This is a genomic window from Mesorhizobium sp. ES1-3 (genome assembly GCF_020164795.1).
In the GTDB taxonomy this organism is placed as follows: domain Bacteria; phylum Pseudomonadota; class Alphaproteobacteria; order Rhizobiales; family Rhizobiaceae; genus Mesorhizobium.
Genome location: NZ_JAIUGW010000007.1, coordinates 144,567 through 163,392, shown reverse-complemented (window position 1 = coordinate 163,392; position 18,826 = coordinate 144,567). Strand labels below are relative to the sequence as shown.

15 protein-coding genes are annotated in these 18,826 nt (G+C 65.3%); 2 read left to right on the top strand and 13 right to left on the bottom strand.

Translation table 11 applies throughout. The annotated features are described in order from the left end of the window. Positions 1–125: 125 nt before the first annotated feature. From atzF to LB536_RS12945, 8 genes are read right to left on the bottom strand one after another with little or no spacing between them, the layout of a single operon-like run. A complete protein-coding gene (gene atzF / locus LB536_RS12980) occupies positions 126–1,976 on the bottom strand; it encodes an allophanate hydrolase (RefSeq protein WP_224592822.1) in 1,851 nt (616 codons plus the stop codon). Next, positions 1,973–2,323, bottom strand: a complete 351-nt coding sequence (locus tag LB536_RS12975) for a cupin domain-containing protein (protein ID WP_027144369.1) — start codon at positions 2,321–2,323, stop codon at positions 1,973–1,975. The genes atzF and LB536_RS12975 overlap by 4 nt, the downstream gene beginning before the upstream one ends. Beyond that, positions 2,316–2,984 (bottom strand): cysteine hydrolase family protein, encoded by a 669-nt coding sequence (locus LB536_RS12970; RefSeq protein WP_224592819.1) that lies wholly within the window; start codon positions 2,982–2,984, stop codon positions 2,316–2,318. Before LB536_RS12970 ends, LB536_RS12975 begins: the two co-directional genes overlap by 8 nt. Then, positions 2,984–4,513, bottom strand: coding sequence for an ABC transporter ATP-binding protein (locus LB536_RS12965; protein WP_140810455.1), 1,530 nt, complete (start codon positions 4,511–4,513; stop codon positions 2,984–2,986). Before LB536_RS12965 ends, LB536_RS12970 begins: the two co-directional genes overlap by 1 nt. A 10-nt stretch (positions 4,514–4,523) precedes the next feature. Then, positions 4,524–5,243: a cysteine hydrolase family protein gene (locus LB536_RS12960; RefSeq protein ID WP_224592817.1), complete on the bottom strand. Its 720-nt coding sequence runs from the start codon at positions 5,241–5,243 to the stop codon at positions 4,524–4,526. Beyond that, a complete protein-coding gene (locus LB536_RS12955) occupies positions 5,240–6,166 on the bottom strand; it encodes an ABC transporter permease (protein WP_140810458.1) in 927 nt (308 codons plus the stop codon). Before LB536_RS12955 ends, LB536_RS12960 begins: the two co-directional genes overlap by 4 nt. Continuing rightward, positions 6,166–7,281, bottom strand: a complete 1,116-nt coding sequence (locus tag LB536_RS12950) for an ABC transporter permease (RefSeq protein ID WP_224592939.1) — start codon at positions 7,279–7,281, stop codon at positions 6,166–6,168. The genes LB536_RS12955 and LB536_RS12950 overlap by 1 nt, the downstream gene beginning before the upstream one ends. A gap of 45 nt (positions 7,282–7,326) precedes the next feature. Next, positions 7,327–8,454, bottom strand: a complete 1,128-nt coding sequence (locus tag LB536_RS12945; RefSeq protein ID WP_224592814.1) for a BMP family ABC transporter substrate-binding protein — start codon at positions 8,452–8,454, stop codon at positions 7,327–7,329. A gap of 310 nt (positions 8,455–8,764) precedes the next feature. On the opposite strand from LB536_RS12945, the gene LB536_RS12940 reads away from it, so the two are divergent. Next, positions 8,765–9,439 (top strand): GntR family transcriptional regulator, encoded by a 675-nt coding sequence (locus LB536_RS12940; protein WP_224592811.1) that lies wholly within the window; start codon positions 8,765–8,767, stop codon positions 9,437–9,439. 415 nt (positions 9,440–9,854) lie between these two features. After that, on the top strand, positions 9,855–11,156 hold the full coding sequence (locus LB536_RS12935; RefSeq protein ID WP_411966545.1) for an NRAMP family divalent metal transporter: 1,302 nt from the start codon (positions 9,855–9,857) through the stop codon (positions 11,154–11,156). 268 nt (positions 11,157–11,424) lie between these two features. Here the strand turns inward: LB536_RS12935 and LB536_RS12930 are convergent, their stop codons facing one another. The 5 genes from LB536_RS12930 to LB536_RS12910 all read right to left on the bottom strand — a co-directional run bounded on the left by LB536_RS12930 (position 11,425) and on the right by LB536_RS12910 (position 18,741). Then, positions 11,425–11,973, bottom strand: a complete 549-nt coding sequence (locus tag LB536_RS12930) for an invasion associated locus B family protein (protein ID WP_224592805.1) — start codon at positions 11,971–11,973, stop codon at positions 11,425–11,427. Between the two features lie 69 nt (positions 11,974–12,042). Continuing rightward, positions 12,043–12,504 (bottom strand): DUF4189 domain-containing protein, encoded by a 462-nt coding sequence (locus LB536_RS12925; RefSeq protein ID WP_140755818.1) that lies wholly within the window; start codon positions 12,502–12,504, stop codon positions 12,043–12,045. Positions 12,505–12,550: 46 nt separating this feature from the next. Continuing rightward, on the bottom strand, positions 12,551–13,243 hold the full coding sequence (locus LB536_RS12920; protein ID WP_140755820.1) for a hypothetical protein: 693 nt from the start codon (positions 13,241–13,243) through the stop codon (positions 12,551–12,553). A gap of 13 nt (positions 13,244–13,256) precedes the next feature. After that, positions 13,257–13,805, bottom strand: coding sequence for an invasion associated locus B family protein (locus tag LB536_RS12915; protein WP_140755822.1), 549 nt, complete (start codon positions 13,803–13,805; stop codon positions 13,257–13,259). A gap of 91 nt (positions 13,806–13,896) precedes the next feature. Next, positions 13,897–18,741, bottom strand: a complete 4,845-nt coding sequence (locus LB536_RS12910) for a beta strand repeat-containing protein (protein ID WP_224592803.1) — start codon at positions 18,739–18,741, stop codon at positions 13,897–13,899. Between the last annotated feature and the right edge of the window lie 85 nt (positions 18,742–18,826).

The window sequence follows — 18,826 nt, the reverse complement described above, 5'->3', positions numbered from 1 at the left end:
AACGCCCGCGCATCTGATCATCGCGGGTTCATGAGATAGGAAGCGTTGTGCAACTGTTTGTCGAGAAGGACGCCCCCCACCGGCCTGCGACAGGCAAGTCCGACAAGGCCAGCCTTGCGCGACAATCAGATCGGGACGCCAGCGGGCCAGTTCTGCCGCTTTTCACTTTGATCGGCCATGTCTTTGCCGTGTGTGACAAAGCGGCGCCAGCCGCCGAATGAGGAGATGTCGGAGGCACCGTCCAATCCCGCGCTTTCGACCAGAAAACCCTTGGCAGGGGTGCCGTCGTCAAGTTCGACCGTGCCGATGCCGAGCGGAGCCGGAATAGCGGCGACGAAACGGCCGAAGGCTTCCGGCCCAAGCCGCCAGACCTCGACGTCGATATGCATGCCGCCATCGGCAACGCGGATCAGGCCGGGCTTGGGCACGGACTGGCCGGCCAACGCATAGAGCTTGTAAGCGGCGGCGGTCCTGGTCGCTCGCAGGAATTGCGCCCCGAGCTGGTTGAGCTGGCCGTTGAGCGGCATGCCCGACAGATGCGCGCCGACGACCACCAGGTCGATCATGCCGTCGCAGGGCGGCACGGCGGCCGGCCGCGGGCCGGGCTGCGGCCAACCCGTTGCGCCGAGCGGCAGGCCGCTCTGCGCATGCAGGTCGCGGGCGAGCATCGCCGCCAGCGCATCGCGGCCGGCCGGCGCCAGCAAGGTGACGCTCATCGGCAGGCCGTCGCCGCGCCTGCCGGTCGGGACGGCGATGCCGCACATATCGAGCAGGTTGACGAAGTTGGTGTAGGTGCCAAGCCGGCTGTTGGTCGCGACCGGATCGGCAAGCACCGCGGCTGTAGTGTAATGCGTAGGCGCGGTCGGCACGCAGAAGAGGTCGACCGAGGCGACGACCGGGGCGAGCTTCGCCCTGTAGGCCTGCAAGGCATAGAGGCCGCGAAAGGCGTCCGCCGCCGAAAGACTTCTGGCGCCACCGATGATCTTGCGCGTCACCGGATGCATGGCGGCCTCGTTGGCATCCATGAAGTCGCGGATCGCCGCATAGCGCTCGGCGACCCAGGCGCCTTCGTAGAGAAGATTGGCGGTGGCATAGAAATCCCCGAACGGAATTTCGACCAGCCGGCAGCCAAGCGTTTCTAGAAGGCTAAGTGCTGTCTCGAAGCCGGCCTGCATCGAAGCGTCGCCGAAGAACTTCAGGTCGTTCTTCGCCGGCACCCCGACGCTCAGCACGGGCGGCCGGGCGGCAAGCGCCGGCACCTTGATCGCGCGCGAATAGTCGTCGGCCGGGTCCTCGGCCGCCGCGACGGCGAACACCGCATAGGCGTCGTCGACGGTGAGTGCGAACACGGAGATGCAGTCAAGTGTGCGGCAGGCTGGCACCACGCCGGCGGCGGAGAGCGCGCCGACTGTCGGCTTAAGCCCGACGATGTTGTTGAGGCCGGCGGGGATGCGGCCGGACCCGGCCGTGTCGGTGCCGAGCGCGAAGGAGACGGTGCCACGCGCCGTCGCCACCGCTGACCCTGAGGACGAGCCGCCAGGCACCAGGCTGGCATCGACGGCGTTCCTTGGGATCGGGTAAGGCGTGCGAACGCCGACCAGTCCGGTGGCGAACTGATCGAGATTGGTCTTGCCGACGACCAGCGCGCCAGCCGCCTTCAGCCGCGCCACGACAGTAGCGTCCGTCTCCGGCACATAGGCATATTCGGCGCAGGCTGCTGTGGTCGGCATGCCGGCGACATCGATATTGTCCTTGACCGCGAACGGCACGCCCCACAGCGGCTTGGCCACCGGATCGAACGGTCCGAGCGTTTGCGCCTGCGCCAGCATGTCCGCCTTGCTGGCGAGATGGATGAAGATGCCGGGATCGTCAGCCGCCACGATGCGGGCATGCACGGCATCGATCATATCCGCGACAGTCACGCCGCTGGCATAGGCCGCGTGCAGACTGATGATATCGAAGCGGATCTCGCTCATGTGGCCTCCCCCAGAATAATTACCGGCAGGTCCCACTGGATCAGCACGACGCAGCCGTCCTTCGTCCACACCGAATGCTCGGTCCCGACCGGGTTCAGGATGACGCTGCCCCGGGGATAATCGCCGTTCTCGTCGCTCTGTGTGCCCTCGAGCACGACAATGGTTTCCAGGCCGACATGGCGGTGGCGCGGCACGCCGGCTCCGGCCCGATAGTCGAGGATCGCCACCGACGGCTCGACCGGTCCGCCCTTGAGCAGCCAATGCACGGTGATGCCGTCGCGAAAAGGCTCGAACGCCAGCTCGCGCCAGCCGCCACCGACGAGGCCGGCAAAACTCAGATTAGCCATTCGCGATTCCCTGCAGCACCTGGTCGGTCATCGCCGTCCAGCCGACGATCGCGCCCTGGGCGCGGATCATGGCGATGGCCGCCGCCTTGAACTCCGGAAAATAGCTTTCCGTCGCATCTTCGGCGAGCAGGCACTCATAGCCGCGATCATTGGCCTCGCGCATCGTCGTCTGCACGCAAACCTCGGTGGTGACGCCGGCGAAAACCAGTTGCCGAGCGCCAAGCCGCTTCAGCTCGTCACCGAAGCCCGTCGCATAGAAGGCGCCCTTGCCCGGCTTCTCGACGACGATCTCGCCGGGCAGCGGCGTAAGTTCGGCGATGATCGCGGTGCCCGGCTCGCCCGATATCAGCACGCGGCCCATCGGCCCGACATCGCCGATGCGGATCGACGGATTGCCGCGGTTGCGCTTGGCGGGCGGCAGGTCGGAGAGATCGGCGCGGTGGCACTCCATCGTATGGATCACAGGCAGGCCGGCGGCGCGGAACCCCTCGATCAGCTTCTTCACCGTCGGCACGATAGCCTGGATGAGGCTGACGTCGTTGCCGAGGCTGGCGCCGAAGCCGCCGGGCTCGGCGAAATCGCGCTGCATGTCGATGACGACCAGCGCCATCGTGTCGGGCTTGAACGCAAAGGCGAACGGCTGCGCGTCGATTTGCGCCATCAGTGATGTCCCGCCATATGCTCGCCGATGGTCTGTACGCTCGCGCCGGCGGTCGGCGTCTCATAGACCAGCGCGCCATCCGACATGACGAAAATGCGGTCGGACAATTCCAGCAGTTCGTCGAGGTCTTCCGACATCAACAGCACGGCCGCACCCGCATTGCGCGCCTTCATGATGCGGGCGCGGATTTCGGCCACCGCCGAGAAGTCGAGGCCGAAGCAGGGGTTGGAGACGATCAGCAGGTCGACCTCGCCGGTCAGTTCGCGCGCCAGCACCGCGCGCTGCACATTGCCGCCCGACAACGCGGCGATGGGCGAGGACAGCGAAGCGGTCTTGACCTTGAACTGCTCGACCAGGCGGGCGCTGAAGGCGCAGATGGCGCTGGTGCTGATCCAGTTCACCGGCCTGCCATTGCCGTCCATGTCGAAGGTGCGGAAGGAGATGTTTTCGGCCACCGTCATTTTCGGCGCGCAGGCATTCTTGAGCGGCTCCTCGGGAATGAGACGCACATTGAGCGCCCGCGCCTCGGCGCGCGTCGCCGCATAGGCGGCACCGCGCACCAACACCTCGCCGGCGTCACGCGGACGCTGGCCGGCCAGCACTTCCAGGAATTCCTTCTGGCCGTTGCCGGAAATGCCGGCGATGCCGACGATCTCGCCCGAGCGCACGCCGAGGTCCTCGATGCTGATCGACTTCAGCCCGGTTCGATCCGGCGCCTTCAGCGATTTGACCTTGAGCACGATCTCGGCATCGCGTTTCGGCGTCGCGCGGCTGTCAAGCGTGGCGATCGGCTGGTCGCCGATCATCATCGCCGCCATCGCCTTGCGGCCGAGGTCGGCGACGCGGCCGGCCCCGGTAAGCTTGCCCTTGCGCAGCACGCTGACATCGTCGGCGAAGGCAGTGACCTCATGGAATTTGTGCGAGATCATCAGCACGGTGAGGTCGCCGGCCTTGGTCATGTCGCGCACCAGCCCCAGCACCTCCTGCGCCTCGCCGGGCGTCAGCACCGAAGTCGGTTCGTCCAGCACCAGGAAGGAGCGGCCGAGATAGAGCTGTTTGATGATTTCGAGCTTCTGCTTCTCGCCGGCCGCAAGCTCCGCCACCTTGACGTCGAGCGGCAGCTTGAACGGCATGCGCTCCATGAACATGGCAAGATCGCCCCGCTCCTTGCGCCAGTCGACAATGCCGGGCACCTTTTCGCGCGAGATGACGAGGTTCTCCGCTCCGGTCAGCGACGGCACCAGCGTGAAGTGCTGGTAGACCATGCCGAGCCCGAGCGCCGAGGCATCCCTGGGGCTGGCAATCTTGACCTCCCGGCCATCGACCAGCATGTCGCCGGAGGCCGGGTGATAAAAACCCATCATGCATTTGACCAGCGTCGACTTGCCGGCGCCGTTCTCGCCGAGCAGCGCGTGGAAGGAACCTGCCGGCACGTTCACCGACACGGCATCCAGCGCCATGAAGCCGCCGAAGCGCATGGTCATGCCGATGGTTTCGACGCCGACGGCCTTTCTGACGCTGCCACTCATAGCGCCCTCCTCACGGCAGTTGCGCGACGAGCGCCTTCGAATTCGACACCGTGCCGAAGACGCCGCCCTGCATCTTGATCATCTTGATCGCCGCAAGATGGTTGCCGTGGTCGGTCGCCCCGCAGCAATCCGCCAGCATCATGCATTCATAGCCGCGGTCGTTGGCCTCACGCATGGTGGTGTGCACGCAGACATCCGTGGTGATGCCGGTGAGCACGATGTTCTCGATACCGCGCTGGTTGAGGATCAGTTCCAGATCGGTGGCGCAGAACGAGCCCTTGCCCGGCTTGTCGATGATCGGCTCGCCTTCGATCGGATAGAGGTCGGGGATGATGTCCCAGCCCGGCTCGCCGCGCACCAAGATGCGCCCGCACGGACCTGGGTCGCCGATGCCGGCATTGATGCGGCGCGAGCGCCAGCGCTTGTTGGCCGGCAGGTCGGCGAGATCGGGCCGATGCCCCTCGCGCGTGTGGATGATGGTGTAGCCCTTGGCCCGCATCACCGAGAGCACCGACTTGATCGGCTCGATCGGCGCCCGCACCAGCGACAAATCGTAGCCCATATGGTCGACATAGCCGCCCGGCCCGCAGAAATCGGTCTGCATGTCGATGACGATCAGCGCCGTGTTGTCGGGTCGCAGATCGCCATTGTAGGGCCACGGATAAGGCTCTGCGTCGATCGTGTGCTGGGTGATTTCGGCTCTGGCGTTCACGGGCAAAACTCCAGTCATTTGGTGATCGACAATTCGCCTGGCGCGCCGGCGAGCGAGCGTGTCGGCGACGAGGTGGCGATCATGATGATGAGGGTGAGGATATAGGGGGCGGCATAGAACAGATAGTAGCCCTGCGTCACGCCGACAGATTGCAGCGCCGGGCCGAGCGCGCCTGCCCCGCCGAACAGAAGGGCGGCGGCAAAACAGCCGAGCGGGTTCCAGCGCGCGAAGATGACCAGCGCCACCGCCATCAGGCCCTGGCCCGAGGAAATGCGCTCGGTCCAGCTACCGGGATAATAGAGCGAGAGATAGGCGCCGCCGATGCCGGCCAGGGCGCCGCCGACCCCGGTGGCGAGCAGGCGCACAGTGTCGGGGTTGAGGCCCATGGCGCGGGCCGCGTCCGAACTGTCGCCCACGACGCGCACGATCAGCCCGGCGCGCGTGTTGCGGAAAGCCCACCACAGAATAATCGAGAGCACGGCCCCGATCAGGAACAGCACGTTGACGTCGAGCGCTGCCTGCACCTGCGGGATGTCGGACCAGCCGCCGAAGGGAATGGCGGGCAGGTTGGGCGCCTTCGGCTTGATGAACGGTTTGCCGAAGAAGAAGGCGAGACCCGAGCCGAACAGCATCAGTGCAATGCCGATGGCGATGTCGTTGACCTTCGGAAATTTGCAGATCCAGCCATGGAACAGGCCGAAGCACAGGCCGGCGCCGGCGGCGGCGATCAGGCCGAGCCAGGGCGAGTTGGTCATCACCGCGACCGCATAGGCGGTCATGGCGCCGAAGACGAGCGTGCCTTCGAGCCCGAGATTGATGCGGCCGGAACGCTCGGTGATCGCCTCGCCCAGCGAGACGAAAATGAAGGGCGTCGACACGCGGATGGCGCCGCCGAGGATGGCGAGCGGCACGCCCCAGAGTCCGATGCCGGTCGCGTCCATCAGGCAGTCCCCCTCGGGAGATCGGGCCTCGCCCAGAGATCGGGATTGAAGGCCTTGAAGCGGCCGTAGAAGGTTTCGCTGAACAGGATGACGATGAAGATCATGCCTTGCAGCACCAGCACGGTGGCGTCAGGCAGGTCCATGCGGCGCTGGATCAGCCCGCCCGAGGCATCGATGCCGCCAAGCAGGATGGCGACCGGGATGATGGCCAGCGGATTGTGGCGAGCAAGGAAGGCGACGAGGATGCCGGTGTAGCCATAGCCGGCCGCGAGCGAGGCGTTGGCGCTGCCTTGCACTGCGGCGACCTCCAGCATGCCGGCGAGCCCGGCAAAGCCGCCTGCCAGCGCCGTGAAGCCGACGATGAGCGGCCCGACGGCCAACCCCTGCACCTGTGCTGCCCGCACATTGCCGCCGGCGATGCGCGCGGCAAAGCCCCAGCGGGTCTTTTCGATGAGCACCCAGGAGAGGATGCACGCGACGACGCCGACAATCAGTCCCCAATGCACGTCCATGCCCGGAATGTTGCCGATGCGGTAGATATCCGCCAGCGGTTGCGTCGACGGCTTGTTGAGCGAGGCCGGATCGCGCAGCGGCCCTTCCACCAGCTGGTTCATCAGCGCGATGGCGATGTAGGCCATCAGCAGGCTGGAGATGGTCTCGTTGACGGCCCTGTAGTGGCGTAGCGCGCCGACGGCACCGATCCAGATGCCGCCGGCGGCCATGCCCGCCACGCCCATGGCAAGAATGACGATTGAGGAAGGCGCGCCGCTTAGCGCCACGCCGATGGCTGCGGCGGCGACGCCGCCGAGCACGATGGCACCCTCGCCGCCGATGACGACAAGGCCGAGCCGTGCCGGCAACGCCACGCATAGCGCCGCCAGCAACAAGGGTGCGGCCCGCGACAGCGAGTTCTGCACCGAGAACCACGAGCCGAAGCCGCCCCGCCACATGGTCTCGTAGAGCAGGACCGGCGACTTGCCGACCAAGGCGATGAACAGGCTGAATAGCGCCATGCCGACGATCAGCGCCGCGAACGGAATGACGAATGCCTCCGCCCGCCGCGCCATCCATTCCAGCGCCGCCGGATAGCCCCTGGCGCCGAATAGTGCCGGCATGCCGGCTCCTGTCACCGTATCCGTCATCGCCCCGTTCCCCTCAGCTCAGGCGGTCGAGCCGACGACGCCCTCGACCAGATAGTCCATGCTTTCGAGTTCGATGGCGGTCTCCGGGAACGCCTGGCCCGCGGTGGCGACGACAGCGCCCTTGTTGCTCTTCAGCGGTCCCTTGATGACGGCGAAGCCGCCCTTCATCATTTCGGCCAGCGTGGCGTCGAACTGCTTGCGCGCCAGCTCGCCGACGGCGGGGCCGAGCGGGCTCATCTTGACGAAACCGTCGGCCAGTCCGCCGCGCGTGAAGTTGGGCAGCGGCGTGCCGGCCACCAGATCGTCGACGAACATCTTGTAGACCTTGGCCCAGTTCCACTCGGCGCCGGTCAGGTATTTCTCGGGCGCCAGCGGGCTCTGGTTGGCATGATAGCCGCAGACGAAGGCGCCGCGCCCGGCGGCCGTCTCGACCACCACTTTCGGGCTGTCGACATGGCAGGTGATGACGTCGGCGCCCTGGTCGACCAGCGCATTGGTGGCTTCCGCTTCCTTGACCGCCAGCGACCACTCGCCGGTGAAGATGACCTGGCAGGTGATGGACGGATCGACCGAGCGTGCGCCGAGCAGGAAGGAGTTGATGTTGAGCAGCACCTGCGGGATCGGCTTGGCCGCGACGAAGCCGAGCTTCTTGGTCTTCGAGGTGTGGCCTGCGACCACGCCGTTGAGATATTGGCCCATGCCGATATAGCCGAAATAGGAACCGGCATTCATCGGATGCTTGGCCTTGTCCCACATGCCGCCGCAATGGCGGAACTGCACGTCGGGGAATTTCGCGCACATGGCCAGCATGTGGGGATCGAAATAGCCGAACGAGGTCGGGAAGATCAGCGAGGCGCCGTCGAGGTTGATCATCGATTCCATCGTCTTCTGGACATCGACCGTCTCCGGCACGTTCTCCTCCTCGACGACGGTGATACCCTCCATTCCCTTCAGCGCTGCGGCACCCTCGGCATGCGCCTGGTTGTAGCCGTAATCGTCCTTCGGACCGACATAGATGAAGCCGACCACGGCAGCGGCGGCGAACGCCTTGCTGACGGGAAAGGCTGCGGAGGCAAGCCCTAATGCGGCTCCGGCGGCGGAGGTCTTGAGCAACTGGCGACGGCTAAGCACGAATCTGTCGGTCATCTCTTATGCTCCCCTATAGGACCCTTTCCGGGTCGGTTAACGCCTTCTCAAGAAAGTGCATGCAATCGCTGTGCCAATTCGAGTTTCGAAATTTCATCAATAAAATCAATCACCATTGTGAGGCGCCATGCACAAGCGAAAGGCAATTGCATGCACTTTTTGCCTTGAAAACAGCCAGTTTGACAAGCAGATTAAAACATAGGCATAGAGGGTGCGGCCGAGTCGGGATCGTGCCGTTCGGCCGCAGGGTTTCAGGGACCTGGAACACCGAAGCACGGGAGGCGAAGCAGTTTTGTCGGGAAAGCGCAGCTTGATCCGGGCGGGCACGACCGTCGATCAGATGGTGAGGGCGATCGGCGACCGCATCGTTACCGGCGTGCTGCGTCCCGGCGAAAAACTCGACGAGATCTCGCTTGCCGCTCGTTTCGAGGTGTCACGCACGCCGGTGCGCGAGGCGCTTGGCCAACTCAGCGCCATGGGCCTGGTCGAGCGGCGGCCCAACAGGGGCGCCATCGTCGCCGTCGTCACGCAGGAGCACCTCGCCTCGATGTTCGAAAGCATGGCCGAGTTGGAAGGCATATGCGCGCGCTTCTGCGCCGAGCGGATGACCGGCAGCGAGCGCCGCGCGCTCGAGGTCGAGCATCAGGCCTCGGCGCGGCTGGTACGGCTGGGTGCCGAGGAGGACTATGAGTACTTCAACACCGAGTTCCACAGCCGGCTCTATCGCGGTGCCCACAGCACGCACATCCACGAATTGACCGCGACGACGCGCAGCCGGCTGGCCCCCTTTCGCCGCGCCCAGTTCAGGCTGGCCGGACGCCTGGCGAAGTCCTGGCAGGAGCATGACGCCATCGTCACCGCGATCCTGCGTGGCGATGGCGCTGCTGCTGGCAAAGCCGCCAGGGAACACGTGTCCATCGTCAGCGAAGCGAGCGCGGTGTTTGTCGTTGACGGCCATGCACGAGGCGCGCCGCTACACTCCTAGAGGTCACTCGAGAGGAAATGGTTCCACCCGGCACTGCGCGCTCATGGCATTGTAGCAGCTCATTCGAATGAGGTTGAGGCAAATCCCTGAAAACGGTGCTGTCATGCCCAGCACCGCAAGAAATATCGCGGGGTTTCTGAATGTGGGGAAAGGCGGTAGCGCACTCCCGCTACCGGTCCACAAAGCCGTCGCCAGAAGCGATTTGGCCTGAGCCGGCTGGCTCGATTGCTCGCCCGGCCGTCAGGCCGTGCGAACGGTGCCGCCCAATGCGCGGCATTCCGATGGCAAGGCGCCTCCGAAAGCAAGATACCAACGATGTTTCAGCAATAGCTAAAGGAACCGAACGGCGATCGCTGAATTTTGCTTCGAGCGGATATCGAAGGGACCGCGTTTCTGGAGCACCTGCATGGGCAACATGAGCGCCGAAGTCTCCGGGAAGCAGAGTGACATTCGGGCAAGAGGGCCATTCCAGCGATTCCTGCGCACAATCGGACCTGGTTTCATCACAGGCGCTTCGGACGACGACCCTTCGGGCATCGGCACGTACAGCCAAGCGGGCGCCCAGCTGGGGTTCAACGTCGGCTGGACCATGGTATTCACTTTTCCGCTCATGGTCGCGATCCAGGAGATAGCGGCGCGGATAGGCCGGACGACAGGTCGAGGTATTTCCGGCAATCTGGCCCGACACTACCCGTCTCCCCTGATGTATTTTGTAGCCTTGCTTTTGTTCGTCGCCAACGTGATCAACATCGGGGCGGACCTGAGCGCGATGGCTGACGCGCTGCGACTGCTGGTGGACGGCCCAAGCTCGCTTTACGTCGTCGCGTTCGGCGTGGCATGCGTTTTGGCGATCGTCTTTCTCGACTACAGCCGATACGTCACGGTCCTGAAATGGACAACGCTGAGCCTCTTTGCCTATGTGGTAGCTGCGTTTCTGGCTGATATCCCATGGGACGAGGCCCTCAAGGGGGTAGTTCTTCCCCACGTGGAATGGAACCGAGCGTTCTTCACGACATTTCTGGCCATACTCGGCACCACGATTTCTCCTTACCTATTCTTCTGGCAAGCGTCGCAAGAGGTCGAAGAGGAGACGATCGACCCGAAGGCCAAGCCGCTCAAGCGGGCACCATGGCAAGCGACCTGTGCCTTCCAGCGCATTCGCGCCGACACCTTGGCAGGCATGGCTTTTTCGAACCTGATAGCCATTGCAATCATCGTTACAACGGCCGCCACCCTGCACAGGGCCGGAGTGACCGACATCAATTCCTCCACCGATGCGGCCAAGGCCTTGGAGCCGGTCGCGGGCAAATTCGCATTTGTGATCTTTGCAATGGGGATTATCGGCACGGGCCTTCTGGCGGTGCCGGTTCTCGCGGGCTCGGCCGCATTCGCCGTGGGCGAAGCGCGCCGTTGGCCAGTGGGACTGGAGCGCAAGCCGAAGCACGCGATAGCATTTTATGCGACCTTGGCCACCGCGGTGGTGCTGGGAATGGGTATCATGCTCACGCCGATCGATCCGATCAAGGCGCTTTACTGGAGCGCCGTCATCAACGGCGTATGCGCCGTCCCAGTCATGGTCGTCATGATGCTGATGACCGGACGTTGCGACATCATGGGCGAATTCCCCGTTGAGGGTTGGCTGCGCCTCCTCGGATGGCTCGCGACGATCGCAATGGGACTGTCCGTGGTCGGCCTCGCGCTGCAATGGGCCCTTTGAATGGCCGATCGGGTGGGAGGTGCTTGCTGCAACGGTCATGGGCAGGCTGGAAAGCGGGCGAAGGAACCCAGCCACGAGAAGATTCATCGAGCCGCCCTGGCAAGCACCTGCCGGCACCATACTAGTCTAGCAACCCGGCAAGCCAACGAGGGAAATACCTTGAAGCTTGCACCGCCGGTTCCGCATGTGGATGTCAGAGCTGGCAGACGGCTTTCGCCCGACCGCACCGTCTGCGATTTCCAGCCAGGGCCTGCCCGGGCCTTGCTCCTCAACGTGCGCTCAGCGCGGCCATGCGATCAAGGGCGGCGCCAAGACCTTTCAGCGATACCGGAAAACTCAGCGGGGTCTCGGCCGCGGTGGTGACGTTGAGCTTGAGCTCGGTGCCTGCCTTGAGCCTCTGCGCCAGCGCTCGGTCGATCGGAAGCAGCGCCACGCAGCCATTCGGCAGGCAGGTCCTGAACTTCAACGGTCCGACGGGCTGCTGATCGTCGATCTGCGCCGCCACGCCGGGCTCGAACAGGATGCCGAAGGGCAGCAGCAAGGTTCCGGTCAATCCGCCCTTCTGCGCCACGCGCAGCTCCACGGCCAGAAGCCTCTGGCCGTTTTTCTGCGTCTGGTCCTGCGTGACCGTGCAGACCCGGGCATTGTCCTGCATGCCGCAGGCCAGTTGCCAGTCCTGATAGGTTTCCTGGAGGGACGATGCGCCGTTCGGAAGCGACGCCGCCTGCTGCTGTTGCGCGAAAGCAGCCGGCAGCGAAGCAGCGAAGGCAGCCGCGCAGATGGCGATTGCCTTCAGGCAAAAATGTCTACGAACCAATGAATGCGGCCTTCTTTTCGGTGCCGGGCAAATGCCCAAAGTATCGGCTTCGAGAGCCCGTGATTACCGTCACGTACAGACCCATTCGCGGATCTTGCATTGGATCCCCCCTGCCTCGCAGGCCTGCAGGGCGAGATCCTCCGCCTCCCGGCGGGTCTCGGCCGAGTTCACGCCCCATGGGGTGAACCGGTGCTCCACCTTGTCGGCGACGGCGAGCGCGCCGCAATGCTTGTAGGGAAATCCAGTCTCGTCGTCGTCCGTCCAATGGCGGTGATTGCGGAACACGGCAACGACGTTGCAGGCTTTTCCACCGGCATTCTCGCAATATTTCTGCGCTATGTCCTTCGCTTCCTGCCGCTTGTCGGCGCCCCAGAAGAAGCCGTACCTGGTATCGGTCTGGGAGTAGGCGATTGCCGCCCAGATGCCTTTCTCCTCCTGTGGCGGCTCGGACGGCTCCACCAAGTCGGCCGAGACCACCTGCCCGCTCCACAGCAAGGCCATGCACAAGACTGTCAAACGTCGCGATTTCATGGTCCGCAATCCTTTCCAGGGCGTCTCGCCCGTTCGCCTGACATCCTCACTTGGCCGCCGATGCGATGGAAATCACCACGCATGTATTGCCCGTCGGCAGCAGAAGCGCTTCGCCCGTGTTGCCGCCAAGCTCGTACACCTCGACCTGTCCGAGATGGTCGGTGATCTTGCTGCCTTGCGGAAGAACGGACGGAATGTCCGCGCACGGACTGGCGAACGGCGCCACCCGCACCATCGCGCCCTCGCAGCCCGAAGCGGTGGGCGACGCGAAGACCACGCCGGCCGCCGGCCCGCTGTAACGGTCCGTGGCATAGTCCATGCCGACGAAGGCCTGGACGGCGTGCTTGTCGGCGGCCTGGTCGTTCCACAGGGATTTGACACTGTATTTCGTGCCGGTCGTCAAAAGCTGTCCGAGCACCGGAAAGACGGTCGAGCAGGCCTGTACGCCGGCCTGCTTGACGTGCTGGAGGAAGGGCGAGTCCGGCAGTGCGGGAGCGGCGGCCGCCTCGGCCTGTGCGGCCGTCGGGCTGCCGACCAGACCGGCGATCGCGGCATAGTTCGCGCCGGCAAAGCCAATGCCCATCATGACCAGCCCCAGCAGCGACAATCCGACGATGCGCGGCCACCGCCGCGGCGGCTCGACACTGCTCTTGCGGTCCGGCTCGACGATCCTTCTGCGGTCCGGCTCAACGGTCGGATTGCTGCGCGTCGCGGAGATGAATGGGTCTTGCTGGCTCACGGTGCTGCCTCTGTTATTTGACTGGCGCAAGGGCCTCGGACAGCCCCTTGAGCGTTGCGGTGACGGTAATGGTCTGGCCATCGACGGTCGGGTAGGAAATCGCCGGCGTTGCCTTCTGCGCGATCTCCTGGCGCATCAGGGGTCCGACCGGCAGCATGCCGACGCAGACCATTTCGTTGCAGCCATTCAGATGCACGTCGATCGGCTCGGCGCGCCCATCGAACTTCAGCGATACCAGCCCGTCGCTCCTGGCGTTCGGCGCGGTGCGCAGGATCATGTAGGGCTTGCCATCCTGGGTGGCTGCGAGCGACCAGCTGAACGCCATCTTGCCGGCGCCGTCCTCGATCACCTGCGAGACGTTGCAGACCTTCTTGCGCGCCTTGAGGTTCTCGTCGCAGATCAGCGTCCAGTTCTCGAAGGGACGGATGGTGCGCTGGTATTGTCCGAGCTTCGCATCGGGAGGCACGACCACGTCGGAGGGCTTGACCCTGTAGGGCGAAGCCACCTGCCCGGCAGCCGGCGCCAGCCCGCCGGCAAGCGCCAGGCAGGTCAGGCATGCCATGGCAAATCCGGGAAAACCAGATGGTTTCCCCGGATTCGCGTCTAGCCTGTCATGGCCGGTTCGCCTGTTCATTGCCGCCCTGTTGCCCGCCTCAGTTCAAGGTGAAGCTCAGGCCGGCGCCGACACCGACATTTCCGCCTGCCGCCGTGCCGGACACATTGCCACGGATGCGGCCGTCCTCGCTGGTGTAGCCGGCGCCGAAGGCAAAGGCGGTCGAATCCCGCCAGAAGCCACCGCCGGCCGCCACGCTCAGCTTGCCGGGACGGTCGTCATAGCGCAGCGAGGCCGCCGCCAGTCCGATTGCCGCCGCCTGCCGTGCTTCGTCCCTGATGCCGCTGATGTCGGAATTGAGCTGGCCCAGCTTCTGGTCGGTATAATTGTTGGCCTGCTGCAGCGTCGTGACCGCCACCTGGTCGGTATAGGTCTTGCTCTGAGCCAGGTTCAGGTTCAGCTGGTTGACGTTGACCGCGTCGGTGCCGGCAACGCCGGGGCCGACATTGGAGATGACGACAGGCGCATTCGGGTCGCCGCCCTGCAGCGTTATCTTGTTGGTCTTGGTCGTCGATCCGTCCGGATTGTTGACGGTGTCGTATTGCACGGTGTTTTGGACGGTACCGCCGATGCCGCCGATCGTTTTGGTCAGATCCTCGATCGCCGTGTTGGTGGCGTAGAGCTGCGACCCGTTGATCGCATCGGTGCTGTCGGAAGAAACGCGTCCGGCGGCGACATTGGTGATCGTCCGCTCGGAGCCGGCGTCGCCGACGCTGACGGTTCCGGTCGGGGTCGTCCCGGCAAAGGCGTAGGTCTTGCCGTTGATGACCGTGTCGGACGTGCCAACCGCGGCCTGCGACACCGAGCCCGAACCGAGCGCGACATCGCTGGCGTTGTTGGCCTGTGCGCCCTGGCCAAGCGCGACGGCGCCTTGCCCGGTGGCTGTCGAGCCATGGCCCGCGGCCAGGCTGTCGGTGCCGCTCGCCACGCTCTCCGGCCCGATCGCCACGGCATTGGCACCGCCTGCGACCGAGTCGGCCAGCGTCGAATTCGCGTGGAAATATTTGATGCCGCCGCCATTGTTGATGTTGGTCAGCGCATTGTCGACAGCGGTGAAGCCATCATAGACGGTCGAATAGTTGTTGCCCTGTATGGTGTAGGTCGGGCCGGTGATCGAACCGTCGGGATTGACCGTGGTGCCGCCGCCGAACAGGTTCGACACGTTTTGCGAGACGCCTCGCAACTGCGAGACGTTGACGCCGTCGGTGTCGGCCGAGCCCGCCGCGACATTGGTGAGCTTGCGTTCGGCGCCTGCGGCGCCGAACGACACTTCGCCGGCGGAAGTCTGCGCAGCGGTCAGGCCAAAGGCGGTGTAGCCGGCCTGCGCGCCAACCGAGGTGATCGACGAGGCGCCCAGTGCGACGCTGTTGGCGAAGGTGCTCTGGGCGCCGGCGCCGAGCGCCACCGACTGGACGCCGGCAGCGGTCGAGTCGGTGCCGAGCGCGATGCCGTCTGCCAGCATCACATGGGCGTTCTGGCCGATGGCCGTGCCGCCGGGGGCCGTCTGATCGACGATGGCGCCGTTGCCGATGCCGACGCCATTGTCGCCGTTGACGACCGTGGTCGGGCCGACAGCGACCGATTCCGCACCGACCGCCAGCGAGTCGCCGGCGGTCGAATTGGCATGGAAATATTTCGTCGGGGTGGTGGAGACCGCAGCGATCGCCCCAGCCAGCTGGCGCACGGTCACGGCGTCCTGGTCCTGCGTGCCGTCGGCGACGTTGGTGATCTGCCGGTAGGCGGTGGCGGTACCGACCGAAACGGCGCCGAGCAGCGTCTTGTCGGTGGTGTTGTACTGGATGAAGTTCGACGGACCGGCGGCGATCTGCCCGGAATCGGGAGCGATCGCGCGATCGGAGACCGAACCGGAGCCGAGCGCCACGCTGCCGTCGATGCTGGCCGCGCTGCCGCGGCCGAGCGCCAGTGCGCTGAGGCCGGTCGCGGTCGCCTGGTAGCCGACGGCAGTCGAGCCGACGCCCTGGGCGAAGGAATCGGTCTGCGCCAGTCCGGTCTCGTTGGTGCGGGCATAGCGGATGCCCACGCCATTGGCGTCGGTATAGGTGGTCGAGGTGTCGCCGGCGACGTTGTTGATCGTGTTGCCGAGACCAGTGATGTTGCCGCCGATGGAGGCGATGTCGGTGGTGTTCTGCGTCACCTGCTGGTTGGTGGCGAAGAGTTGCGAACCATTGACGGCGTCGGTGGAACCGCCGTTCAACTGGCCGGCCGCGACATTCTGGATCTGGCGCTCGGCGCCGGCCGAGCCGACGGAGAAGGCCCCGGCCGGCGTGCCGCCGGCGAAGGTGTAGTTGACGCCGCCGATCGTCGTGCCGCCGACGGCCGTGGTTGGGCCCGATGCCGAATTGAGGCCGATCGCGACGTCGCCGGCATTGTTGGCCACGGCATTCGGGCCGACCGCGACGGAATCGGTGCCCACCGCCTGCGAATCCGCCAGCGTGGAGTTGGCATGGAAATATTTGATGCCGCCGCCGACATTGATGCTGTTAATGGCGGCGCCGATGGCGTCCACCGCCTGGTTGGTGGCGAAGAGCTGAGAGCCGTTGATCGCGTCGGTCGAGAGCGCGCTGATCCGCCCCGCCGCCAGGTTGGTGAGCGTGCGTTCGGCGCCGGGCGCGCCGATGCTGACCGTCGAGGTCGGATTGATGCCCTGGAAGGCATAAGTGGTGCCGTTGATCACAGCACTGGGCGTACCGACCGCCGCCACGGTCGTCGAACCGGAGCCCAGCGCCACGTCGCCTGCGTTGCCGGCGTTGGCGAGTGCGCCCAGCGCGATCGCATTCTGCGCGCCGGCATTCGCTCCCAGCCCGAGAGCGGTCGATTGAACGCCTGATGCAAGCGAGTTCTGGCCGATCGCCGTGCTGGACGTGGCTGTCGCATTGGCATTGGCGCCGATGGCGGTGCTGTATTGGCCCGACGCCTTGGATATGTAGCCCACCGCCGTCGCGTCGAGGGCCGATGCGACGGCGCCGCTGCCGACGGCCGAGGCGTTGGCATCCGAGGCGCTCGAATTGGTACCCGCAGCGATGGCGTTCGTCCCGGTGGCGGTCGAGACGGGCCCGATCGCGACCGAGTCCGTACCTGTCGCCGACGAGTCCGCCGCCGTCGAGTTGGCATGGAAATACTTGATGCCAACGCCGGTGTTGAGGTTGTTGACGACGGCGCCAATGGCGTCGACCGCTTGGTTGGTGGCGGCGAGCTGCGAGCCGTTGATCGCATCCGTCGAGGAGGCGCTGATGCGACCGGCGGCGACGTTGGTGATGGTGCGTTCCGCGCCGGGCGCCCCGACGCTGACCGTCGAGGCCGGCGTGGTGCCCTGGAAGGCGTAGGTTGTGCCGTTGATGGTGGCGCTCGGCGTGCTGACTGCCACGGCAGTCACCGAGCCCGAGCCAAGCGCCACGTCGCCGGAACTCGCCGCCGCCGTCGCGCCATTGCCGAGCGCGACATTGCCCGCAAGACCGGCAGCACCTGCCGTGGAGCCGTTGCCGAGCGCCACGGAGCCTTGCCCGATCGCCTTGTTGTTGTTGCCGATGGCGACGGCGCCAGCGGCCTGGTTGGCGGCGGTGGCGCTCGCCGTGCCGTCGCTGTTGGCGATGTTGTTGGCGCCGCCGGTGAAGGCGCCGGTGCCGCTGGCGTAGCTCGGATCGCCGATCGAGACCGCGCCGTTGCCATAGGCCGTGTTGTTCGCGCCGATGGAGACCGCCTGGCCGCCGGTTGCCACCGCATTGGTGCCCATGGCCACTGCGTTGGCGGAATCGGCCTTGGCACTGGTGCCGATGGCGATGCTGTTGGCCAGAGCCGCGTTGGCCTGAACGCCTGCTTGCGCACCAACGCCTAATGCAATGGACTGGTTGCCCCAGGCACTGGCCGTGTTGCCCATCGCCGTGGCGCCCGTTCCCGTTGCCTTGGTCAGGACACCTATGGCGACGGTTTTTTGCTGAGATGCCGTCACATCCGTCCCAAGGGCGATGGCGCCCTGCGCAAGGGCACCGGATCCCGCGACAGTACGCGCACCAATATTGATGGAGTTGATGTCCGACGCGACCGACTGGAAGCCGATCGCGATAGCATTCTGGTTGCTTGCGTTGGCGTTGGTACCTTGGGCAAGCGAATCGATTCCGCTCTGCGTTGCTTGATATCCAAACGCGATACCGCGCAGGCCACCGGCATTGGCCTGATAACCTATGGTGGACGCGTATTGGGCGCTGGCTACGGATCCGTAGCCGGCGGCGAACGCATAGTTGTTGCTGGCCGTGGCGCCGACACCAACTGCGGTGGAATTCCCTCCCGAAGCGTTGGCGCTGGTGCCCAACGCGCTGGCCCCGGCCCCAGTAGCCTTGGCCTGAACGCCGATTGCTACCGTATTGATGTTGTTTGAGATCGCGCCGCCGCCGACCGCCACTGCGCCGCCGGTGCCTGTAGCCTGCGCATCCTGGCCGATTGCCACTGCGTATTGCGTTGACCCGACAGAGCGGGTCCCGATCGCAACGGCATTGAGCTGAGAGGCCGTCGCAGTCGTGCCGATAGCGATAGAGCCGCTGGCTGTCGCCGAACCGCCGCCAGCGGCATACTGCGCCACCGCTGGCGTGGCGAGGCCGAGCGTGGAGATCGCCGCCAGGCCGCCGATCAAGCTCGCTAGGCTGACGCCGGAGATCGAGGCTGAACGTACGCTGCCGCCGGCGCCAAGAGTCCCCAGCCCCAGGCGCTTACGCCCCATCCCGAGCACGCAATGGGCCATGCGCAGCACGGCCATCAGGCGCCGGCGAACCGAGCGCCAGCCCAGATCGGCCCCCGCGATCCAATGCCTGGCGAAATGCGCCGCGCGGCGCTGCACGACAAGCGAGCCGCTCGAAATCCGATTGTCGGTCATGGTGCCCTCTCCGCTGGCCGGATGGAATCGTCTGACAATTCCAATCGATGACAGGAAGACACGATTCCCGCTTGCGGTATTTCAT

Bases quoted from the DNA above. Each gene is read 5' to 3' on its own strand.
- LB536_RS12975 (WP_027144369.1), bottom strand. From the start codon at position 2,323: ATGGCTAATCTGAGTTTTGCCGGCCTCGTCGGTGGCGGCTGGCGCGAG.
- LB536_RS12935 (WP_411966545.1), top strand. From the start codon at position 9,855: ATGAGCGCCGAAGTCTCCGGGAAGCAGAGTGACATTCGGGCAAGAGGG.
- LB536_RS12955 (WP_140810458.1), bottom strand. From the start codon at position 6,166: ATGGACGCGACCGGCATCGGACTCTGGGGCGTGCCGCTCGCCATCCTC.
- LB536_RS12960 (WP_224592817.1), bottom strand. From the start codon at position 5,243: ATGACTGGAGTTTTGCCCGTGAACGCCAGAGCCGAAATCACCCAGCAC.
- LB536_RS12965 (WP_140810455.1), bottom strand. From the start codon at position 4,513: ATGAGTGGCAGCGTCAGAAAGGCCGTCGGCGTCGAAACCATCGGCATG.
- LB536_RS12915 (WP_140755822.1), bottom strand. From the start codon at position 13,805: ATGGCATGCCTGACCTGCCTGGCGCTTGCCGGCGGGCTGGCGCCGGCT.
- LB536_RS12945 (WP_224592814.1), bottom strand. From the start codon at position 8,454: ATGACCGACAGATTCGTGCTTAGCCGTCGCCAGTTGCTCAAGACCTCC.
- LB536_RS12950 (WP_224592939.1), bottom strand. From the start codon at position 7,281: ATGCCGGCACTATTCGGCGCCAGGGGCTATCCGGCGGCGCTGGAATGG.
- LB536_RS12970 (WP_224592819.1), bottom strand. From the start codon at position 2,984: ATGGCGCAAATCGACGCGCAGCCGTTCGCCTTTGCGTTCAAGCCCGAC.
- LB536_RS12925 (WP_140755818.1), bottom strand. From the start codon at position 12,504: ATGAAATCGCGACGTTTGACAGTCTTGTGCATGGCCTTGCTGTGGAGC.
- LB536_RS12910 (WP_224592803.1), bottom strand. From the start codon at position 18,741: ATGACCGACAATCGGATTTCGAGCGGCTCGCTTGTCGTGCAGCGCCGC.
- atzF (WP_224592822.1), bottom strand. From the start codon at position 1,976: ATGAGCGAGATCCGCTTCGATATCATCAGTCTGCACGCGGCCTATGCC.